Raw genomic sequence first — 9,147 nt, forward strand, 5'->3', positions numbered from 1 at the left:
ATTGAAATAAAAAGAAACACCTGCCATGCACAAGTGTCTCTGAAAAAATCAATATGACTTCCTGCGACGGCATGATCCGTATCAGGTAAAAAGGGTCGAAGCTCTTTTGCTTCCTCTCAGCCTGTCTTTCACCGGCTCCCCCGTCTTTATTATTCTGTCTCTACAAATGTTGTCTGCTTTGTAACTCCTGTTAGACTCTCTCTGGTTCAGGATAAGCCTCTCCAAAAGTCTCAACAGTCACTTTTTTCATCTTCTGTTCTTCCAGCGGTCTGTCACTGTAGTCTGTTGCCGTCTCAGCAATTTTATTTACAACCTCCATACCTTCTGTAACTTTACCAAAAGCTGCATATGCACCGTCAAGATGTGGTGAAGTCTTATGCATGATGAAGAACTGTGATCCTGCCGAATCCGGATTCATTGTACGCGCCATAGAAAGAACGCCCGGTTCATGCTTCAGATCATTTACAAAACCGTTCTGCTTAAATTCTCCTTTGATACTGTATCCAGGACCACCCATTCCGGTTCCATCCGGGCATCCACCCTGGATCATGAATCCACTGATGACACGGTGGAAGATCAGTCCATCATAGAATCCCTTATTTACAAGAAATACAAAGTTATTCACTGTATTCGGTGCAATTTCCGGATATAATTCCGCTTTGATCACATCGCCATTTGCCATTTCAAATGTTACTATTGGATTTGCCATTTTATACAATCTCCTTTTCATTGATTTCTCTACCTATTGTAACGGAACTTTTCCCGTCCGTAAATAGTTTTTAGAAAGTCTTTATACATTTTCCAGACAATATCCGATCACCAGAAACCAGTGCCAGATAAAATCCTCAAACTTCTCTTTATTCTTATGCCGGAGCATCAGATGCTTTCTCCTCCGGTTTCAGTGTCGATAAAAACACAGCAGCCAGAATGATAACACCACCAAGGCACTCTCTGAAACTTGGAACTTCTTTCAGAAACAGAAATGCGCTTAAAGTCCCATACACCGGTTCCAGTCCGGATAAAATTCCGGCAATCCTTACCTTCACAGTCCGAAGTCCACTGATAAATAAAGAATGTGCAACTGCTGTAAAAATAATTCCAAGCATCATCAATACGCCTGCATCTGCAAGTGTAATCACCGGCTTCAACACAAACATCATCGGGATCAACACGATCGTTGCAGTTCCCTGTTCATAAAGCGACACCAGTGTTGCCGGATATCTGCTGGAAAAACGGCGATTCATCAGTGACAATATTGCATAGGTAAATGCACTCAGAAGTCCCCACAGAACTCCCTGTGTAATCTGATTATCCATCTGAAATGCGGGTACGATAAAGAATACTCCGACTAGCATCATCAGTGTACAAAACACATCCGATTTCTTCAGTTTTTCATGGAACAGGTATGGCTCCAGAAAAATAACAAATACCGGAAAAGTTGATACCGTAAGCGTACCAACTGCAACCGTCGAACTCTGGATCGACTGCATATAACTACTCCAGTGTATTGCTAAAACTGCACCTGCTCCGACCATCCACAAATAATCACTTTTCTCCTCCAGGCGAATTTTCTGCTTTTTAAAACGCAGAAAAATCCAGAGGAAAATAGATGAAAAAAATACCCTTCCAAGCACGATGATCACTGCAGGCAGATCTACCAGCTTGGCAAACAGTCCGACAAAACCAAACAATGCCACAGCAACATGTACTGAAATTAAACCTTTTCTCTGACTCTCTTTCATATGAAAACCTTTCTCTATTCAGGCTGATCTACCCGGAAATGTTCCATTAAAATCGGCATATATTCCTTACTGTATTCTCCAAGCGAATAATTTCCCCTGTTCAGACACCAGTCTGATACCAGTGCCCGCTCACAGAGTGAATAATACTTGGTAATCTCCTGGATACTCTTCTCTCTGCTGATCTGATTTCGCACATGCCCCTCTTCTATGATCCTGCTGATCAGCTTGTAATAAGTACGGTTCTGATCCAGAAGATTCCTGTCTCCCTTGGCAATCAATTGTGTTGAATATAAGGATGATAACAATGCTACATCAATCTTCTGCTCCATAAATGAATGCGATCGGTAATTGAGATACATCAGTTTATCAAAACTGTTCATTTCCGGATCCAGTTCATCTTCAAGCTTTGCATAATTCTCATCCAGAATAGTTGACAATGTATCAAGCAGAGAATCTTTGCTGCTGAAATAATAATAGAACGAGCCTTTTGATGTCTCAGAAAGACGGATGATATCATCTACTGTCGTATCATCATATCCTTTTTCATAGAACAATTCCCATGCGGCATCTACAATCCGCCGCTTTACATTCTGTTTTGCTGCCATCTATCTACCTCCTATGGTATCATGTTCCACGCGGAGCGTTTTTTATTATCAGGAAAGACCTTTCTTAACAGATAAAAAAAGACCGGCTGCGTCATACGCCCCGGTCCTTTTCAGGTTTACGTGGACATGTTTTTCCCCGTAAACAAGTATATCGTATCTACATTCCTTTTGCAACATCAACACATGCCTTCATTGCATCAATGATTGCACTTCTGAATCCGTGTTCTTCCAATACACCTACGGCTTCAATCGTTGTTCCTGCCGGTGAACATACCATGTCTTTGAGTTCTCCCGGATGCTTTCCTGTTTCAAGAACCATCTTCGCACTTCCAAGAACTGCCTGTGCTGCAAATTTGTATGCCTGTGCTCTCGGCATTCCCTCTGCAACAGCGGCATCTGCCATTGCTTCGATAAATATAAATACATATGCCGGTGAACTTCCGCTTACTGCAACAACTGCATCCATCATATGCTCTGTCACAACTTCTACCTTACCAAATGCAGAAAGGATCTTGCATGCATAATCAAGTTCTTCTTTTGTTACATGTTCATTCGGTGTGGCAGCTGTCATACCTTCTCCAACCATAGCCGGAGTGTTCGGCATTGTACGAACAATCTTAACATCTTTTCCAAACTGTTCGGCAAGCCATGCAAGTGTCTTTCCTGGTGCGATCGTGATAATAAGCTGTTCCGGTCTTACCAGATCTTTTACTTCCTGAATGACATCTGCATAAAACTGTGGTTTTACAGAAAAAATAACAACTTCTGACTTTTCAATTACTTCTTTATTGCTATCAGTAACATTGATTCCATAAAGTTCTTTTACTTTTTCGCGACCTGGTGCAAAAAGATCTGCTCCGATGATTTCTTCCGGTTTGAATACGTTACTTTTAATAACGCCTCCCATAATTGCTCCTGCCATATTACCTGTTCCGATAAATCCTAATTTCATAGTCTTTCTCCTCCTGATGAACTTAAAACCTTATACATTTTCATTTTCATTTTGTATACAATCATTTAATTTGTATACAAATTTCTTTCTGCATTCAATGTATCACTTCCTCTGTTTAAAGTCAACATTTTCACAATAGAAAATGCCGTTTTTCGTCGAAAATACATGCACCATTGTATACAATCGTCAGTCTGTACTCTTATATTAAACGCAACTTTACATATACCTAATTTTATTTTTTACAAACTCCGTTTTAATGTGTTATACTTAATATATTCACCAGACAGAGGGGGATTTCACATGGCTGAAAAAAAGAAATCACTTGCCGATCAAGCTTATGAAATTATCAAAAATAACATTATGAATCTGACTTATCCACCAGGAATGCCTCTTACAGAAGCACTTCTGACAGAAGAGCTCGGTATGAGCCGTAATCCGGTACGCACTGCACTCAAAATGCTGCAGTCTGAAGGTCTGATCGTTACCGATTATTATAAATCCATGACTGTAAAAGAAATCACCGATAAAGATATCAATGAACTTTATCAGCTCCGCGAGCTCTTAGAGGGCAGTGCATTTAAACTGATCTTTGAAGGTGGAAAAGCGGAAGAATATTCTTATCGAATTGAAGAAAAAGTGGTACATATGTGTGCGGTTGCTTCCGATGTTTACAAGTGGGAGCTTGCTGATACGCAGATGCATCTGGAAATCGTCAGCATTTTCAATAATGACCGGATCACCAAATTCTATGAATCCAATTTATCAGAGCTGGTAAGAGTGGGTATGTATTCGCTGAAAAACGGCATGCGGATCGTTCCAACGAATGAGAATTTGAAAAAAATGGTTAAATATATGCGTAAAAATGATTATGAGCGGGCTTTTGCAATCCTGAAAAAAGACCATTTTATGCAGGGAAAAGACAGCGCCATGAAAGAAGATCAACGCAGCAGGTAATTTATCAATTAAATATTTCTCAACGCCCATCCAAAAAGGGTGCTATCCTCCATTTCGATAGCACCCCTTTCTATTATTTCTTCAATTTTTTATTCGCATTTTCAACATCCAGGAAGAAATAAATAATTACAATAATTACGGTAATAATCACCGGAATACCTGCAAACATGAATGTCAGCATTCTGTTGCAGGCTACCGTCTGTGTAAGCTGTGTCGCATCAAAATGTGCAAACGCAAGTAACCATCCACTTAATGCAGATCCAAGTCCTCCACCCACTTTCATACCGAAAGAAGTGCAAGAGTACATAGAGCCATCCATACGTTTTCCTGTTTTCAAATAAGTATACTCGGCTGCTTCAGATACAAGTGCATTGAATGTACCACCTAAAGTACAACAGGTCAATGAAATCAAACCGTACATCCAGACAAGTGCATTTGCTTTATTCATCATAGCAAAAATCAGGTATACAATACGTACTACCACATTGGCTGAAAAGAATCCAATGTTCAAAAGTCTGATATTTTTCAGTTTCTGGATGATGATCGGCGCTGCGATCAGCCCTATAACACTTGCCACAGAAGATACCGACACCATTTTTCCAAAATAATCACCACTGCCACAATTATAAATGAAATAATAAATTGCTGCTCCCATAGAAACACCCATCATAAGGTAAAACAGAAGATATAATACAGCAAGCATATCAAAATATTTGTTTGACAGTAATGTTTTCAATGTTTCGATCAGATTGAGATTCTCTGGCTGTTCCGGTTTTTTTGTTTCGCCATTATCATAAAATTCACTTTCCGGAAGCTCTTTTACTGAAAAAACAGAAATCGTATTGATCACAAGTCCAACGACAGCAAATATCAATGCAGTTGTCTTCCATCCACTGTTTCCACCACCAAAATGTTCTACCATTTTCAATGTATAATTCGAAACAAGCATATTTCCAAGTGTAGATCCAATGAAACGAAATGTTCCCATCTGGACACGCTCACTGCTGTTTTTTGTAATCAGTGATGTTAATGCCGAATATGCAATGTTATTTGCTGTATAAAAAATCGCATTTAACAAGGTATATACAATAAAGAAATACGCATACTGAACTTTATTTCCCCAACTGTCGGGAATTGCAAATAATGCAACCAATGCAACTGCATTTCCTACATAAGACCAAAGCATCCACGGACGTGCTTTTCCAAATTTGCTGTGCGTACGATCGATCAGACTCCCGAACAAAATGTCAGTCACACCATCAAGCAATTTAGAAATCAGAATCAATGTGCCTATGATCGCCGCATTTAATCCGACTGTATTCGTCAGATAAATCATTACAAAACTGGACACAAGTCCATATACCATGTTTGCGGCAAAGTCTCCTCCACCATATCCGATTTTATTATATAATTTTAAATATTTCTTTTCGTTCATTGTTTTTCTCCTCATTCCCTACAGCAATTTATTTGATACGCACTCTGGATTGGCAAACGGTCCAGGAATAACAGTCAGTCCTCTTTCATTACCAAAATAATCTCTGTTAAATACAATTGTACTTCCGTCCGGATTCTCAAATCTTTCTTCCGGCTCAAATGCCTCTCCCAAAATATCACTGTTAATCATAGAAGTTTTATATTTTCCAAGGATCTCATATACATTCGTATCCAGGATATAATTTCCATCTTTTTCCAAAAGCTTTACATACACACTGTCTTTTTCATTGATTAAACAGTCCTTTTCATTTTTCCATGCTTTTGCCCCGTTAAAATAAGCATTTCCATTAATCCATACTGGAAGCTTTCCAAAATGGTAATCCTGCATTACAAACATATTCGGTTCTTCATTATCCAGTTCAAACGGTATAATCCATTCATCATACGTCGGAAAATCATCAAATACGCTTGTTCCCTGTACCTGATTATCCATCATGATGAATCCCATATCCTCTTTCACTTCCAGCGGTTTAACCGGCCAGCTTTGTATAAAAATATTATTATAAATACGATCGTCTCCATGAAGAAATGTCATCATTCCGGCAACTTCTGTTCTGTGTTTTATATGATATGGCGTATAACGTGGCGCCATAGTTCCATTTTTTAAAGGCATATCCGAACCACTTCCAATAGAACTCATCTGCCCAAGGCACAGATTATGTACTATCGCGCACCCTTGTGATGCCAATTTAAAAGACAATTTTGAAAGACAAATATTATGATCTATAAGAGTCGGACCATGGCTGACTTCTATAAATATATCACAACTGCTCATTCCTCCCGGTACAAGCGGAATTTCCTCTGATGGTGCATGATTATTGTGAAATAAACTCTGTGTAATGCGGGTTCCCTGTGCCTGCCAGTCGCACCAGATTCCCATGGTACAATGATGAATATGATTTTTCTTCATAGTCACATCAATTGCCGCATGAAGTTTGATCCCAGCAACTTCTGCTCCGGCAAGTTCCTGCATGTTATTGATATGATGAATGTGATTATCTTCAATCGTTGAAAATACGCATCCCATTCTTCCAACAATTCCTGTCTGCTCACAATGGTGGATATGACATCTTCTGACAATATGATGACCGATTGTTTCCTTTGTCCATCCATGATATTGCCCTCTGCACACGGCATCTCTCTCCATCTGCGTTGCGCTCTTTACATGCTTGTTTGTAAAATAGTGATCATTTTCCGGATCATAATATTTTCCAAGGGAGATTCCACAGCATTTGCTGTTACTGATTTCGCAGTCCTCAATAATCCATCCTTTTGACCAATGTGGACCAATCATACCATCCTGATAAGCTGCAGGCGGTGCCCATGTTGTTGCTGCTTTCTTAACATCAAATCCACTCAATGTAATATAATTGATATGAGTTTTTGATGGAAGAAAACAATTTCTGCGGACATTAATTTCCACTTTTTCTTCATTCGGGTTTTTCCCTTGAAAATTTGCATAAATCAAAGTGTCTTCACCATCTTGTGTGGTATACCATTTATAAATAGACCACTGTGGTTCCCAGGAATGTATATATACTTCTCCTTTGACGCATTCCTCGAGACTCTGCACCTCATAAAACTGTCTGTCATCTAAATAAACCGCTCCGGTATGTCTGACAAACGGACCAAAATACCAGTCTCCTTTAATCAGTGTAGTATACGGATTATAATCTCCAAATACACTGTTACTTACACGAAGCATCCACACATTCCCCACTGTATGAACCCAGTCATGTGCTTCTTCTGCTCCAGTAATCACTGCTCCTAATGGAACTTCACTTTTATAAACAATTCTTGCCTCTTCTTTTCCCGCATTATGCGGATTTACATATTCCCGATAAATTCCAGGTGCAACCACCACTTCATCACCAGGTTTTGCAACCTGCGCTGCATCATTAATATATCGAAACGGACTTTCTTTTGTTCCATTTCCATCCTTACATGCATTTATATTTACATAAATTTTCATTATTTGCTCCTTTCAGCACACATTGCCATCGGGCCCTGATGGTTACGTCAATCTTTCACTTGCATTGCTGATAGGTGTATTATATAATCAATTAAAACCTACGAAAATATCTGAAAGAGAGTAAAACGCGCAAAAATGTATCGAAAATCGACTTTATTTCAAACAGAATTAGCAAATTATGAAGAAAATCACGCAATTGCATTTTCCAGACATCATGGCATGACTCATTCCAGTTTAGTATTAAATGACTCCCCAAACTCACTATATCAATACTACGAAATTAATATGCCTTATCTGATTTTGTACGAAAGCATCCATCCCCAAAATAATCTATCCGAATATATGGAATTTACAGAAAACAGTTTTCTCGATGCCAATATGCCCTATTCTGAATATATGAAAAGTGCTTCTGTAAAACTCCATTCACATGATTTCTATGAACTGACTTTTGTTATGTCCGGAGAATTAACTATGCATATTGAAGATGATTATATTACTTATCACGCCGGTGAATGCTGTCTTTGTAACAAAAATATTCATCATGCAGAGCAAATGAATCCGAATACAGAAATTGTATTATTTTTATTAAAAGAGGATTATGTTAAAGATGTGTTTGAAAATAATTTTTATTATGATAGAGATGGAATTTCGCACTCAATCGGTTCTGTTTTTCATCAGTTTTTTGATGAAAATAAGAAAATCTCTCTGTATAATGCAAAGATTTATACAGATTTCCGCTTAATACAGACGGTTTCCAATAATACTTACCTGTCTATTATCAATCAGATGATCAAGGAAATCTCAAGTCGACATTCCGGGAAAAGTCATATGATGAAAGCTCTGTTCTGTCGTTTTATTGAAATGTTATGTGACACAGATTTCTATGAAACACGAATTCATCGCGCAAAACTTTCGAATGATGAACAAATTATTTATCAAATAGCAAATGCTTATCAGAATAAGAAAAGTGTCTTTACCCGTAATGAAATTGAACAGATTACAGGATACAACAGTGATTATGTTGAGCGTATTCTAAAACGAAGTATTGGTAAAACGCTTTCTGAATACGGACGCAGTTTTCTTTTAAAAAATGCAGCTGATATGTTGTTACATACAGATTATAGTATTGGTAAGATATGTGAATCTCTTGGATATTCGAATCGAAATTATTTTAATCAGATTTTTCGTCAAGAATATGGGGTGTCCCCTTCTCAATATAGAAAAGCAGCCAAAAACAATCCATTACAGTCCAATTAATTTCTAGATATGACTGACTGCTTTTTTAGAACAGACACCGTGCCTCCCCTACGGAGGCTTTTTAGATAAAAATATATTTTTTACAATAAAAAAACTGCAAACCTCATCGGCTTACAGCTCCCTTACTTTCTTCATGTACCTTCAAAACCACATACAAATTTAAATCTTTAC

General features: G+C 38.3%; 8 protein-coding genes and 1 riboswitch. Of the genes, 2 read left to right on the forward strand and 6 right to left on the reverse strand.

The genetic code is table 11. From position 1 onward, the window contains the following. Positions 1–41 precede the first annotated feature (41 nt). Positions 42–152: riboswitch (TPP riboswitch) on the reverse strand. Positions 153–190: 38 nt separating this feature from the next. The 4 genes from PGU50_RS07910 to proC all read right to left on the reverse strand — a co-directional run bounded on the left by PGU50_RS07910 (position 191) and on the right by proC (position 3,299). Next, the gene (locus PGU50_RS07910; protein WP_270246607.1) at positions 191–709 is read right to left on the reverse strand and encodes a peptidylprolyl isomerase; all 519 of its coding nucleotides are present in this window, start codon (positions 707–709) and stop codon (positions 191–193) included. 154 nt (positions 710–863) lie between these two features. Continuing rightward, a complete protein-coding gene (locus tag PGU50_RS07915; protein ID WP_117835506.1) occupies positions 864–1,742 on the reverse strand; it encodes a DMT family transporter in 879 nt (292 codons plus the stop codon). Between the two features lie 14 nt (positions 1,743–1,756). After that, positions 1,757–2,347: a TetR/AcrR family transcriptional regulator gene (locus tag PGU50_RS07920; RefSeq protein WP_022220832.1), complete on the reverse strand. Its 591-nt coding sequence runs from the start codon at positions 2,345–2,347 to the stop codon at positions 1,757–1,759. Positions 2,348–2,504: 157 nt separating this feature from the next. After that, positions 2,505–3,299, reverse strand: a complete 795-nt coding sequence (gene proC, locus PGU50_RS07925; protein WP_117556767.1) for a pyrroline-5-carboxylate reductase — start codon at positions 3,297–3,299, stop codon at positions 2,505–2,507. Positions 3,300–3,599: 300 nt separating this feature from the next. Here proC and PGU50_RS07930 point away from each other — a divergent pair, with 300 nt between their 5' ends. Then, the gene (locus tag PGU50_RS07930) at positions 3,600–4,253 is read left to right on the forward strand and encodes a GntR family transcriptional regulator (protein WP_270246609.1); all 654 of its coding nucleotides are present in this window, start codon (positions 3,600–3,602) and stop codon (positions 4,251–4,253) included. A gap of 73 nt (positions 4,254–4,326) precedes the next feature. Here PGU50_RS07930 and PGU50_RS07935 read toward each other — a convergent pair whose 3' ends face one another. Continuing rightward, on the reverse strand, positions 4,327–5,688 hold the full coding sequence (locus tag PGU50_RS07935) for an MFS transporter (RefSeq protein ID WP_270246610.1): 1,362 nt from the start codon (positions 5,686–5,688) through the stop codon (positions 4,327–4,329). A gap of 18 nt (positions 5,689–5,706) precedes the next feature. Continuing rightward, on the reverse strand, positions 5,707–7,719 hold the full coding sequence (locus PGU50_RS07940) for a right-handed parallel beta-helix repeat-containing protein (protein WP_270246611.1): 2,013 nt from the start codon (positions 7,717–7,719) through the stop codon (positions 5,707–5,709). Positions 7,720–7,854: 135 nt separating this feature from the next. Between PGU50_RS07940 and PGU50_RS07945 the strand changes: the two genes are divergently transcribed. Continuing rightward, the gene (locus tag PGU50_RS07945; protein WP_270246612.1) at positions 7,855–8,976 is read left to right on the forward strand and encodes an AraC family transcriptional regulator; all 1,122 of its coding nucleotides are present in this window, start codon (positions 7,855–7,857) and stop codon (positions 8,974–8,976) included. Positions 8,977–9,147: the final 171 nt, after the last annotated feature.

The sequence above is a fragment of the Coprococcus sp. AM11-30B genome (assembly GCF_027674365.1).
Classification (GTDB): Bacteria; Bacillota; Clostridia; order Lachnospirales; family Lachnospiraceae; genus Allocoprococcus; species Allocoprococcus comes.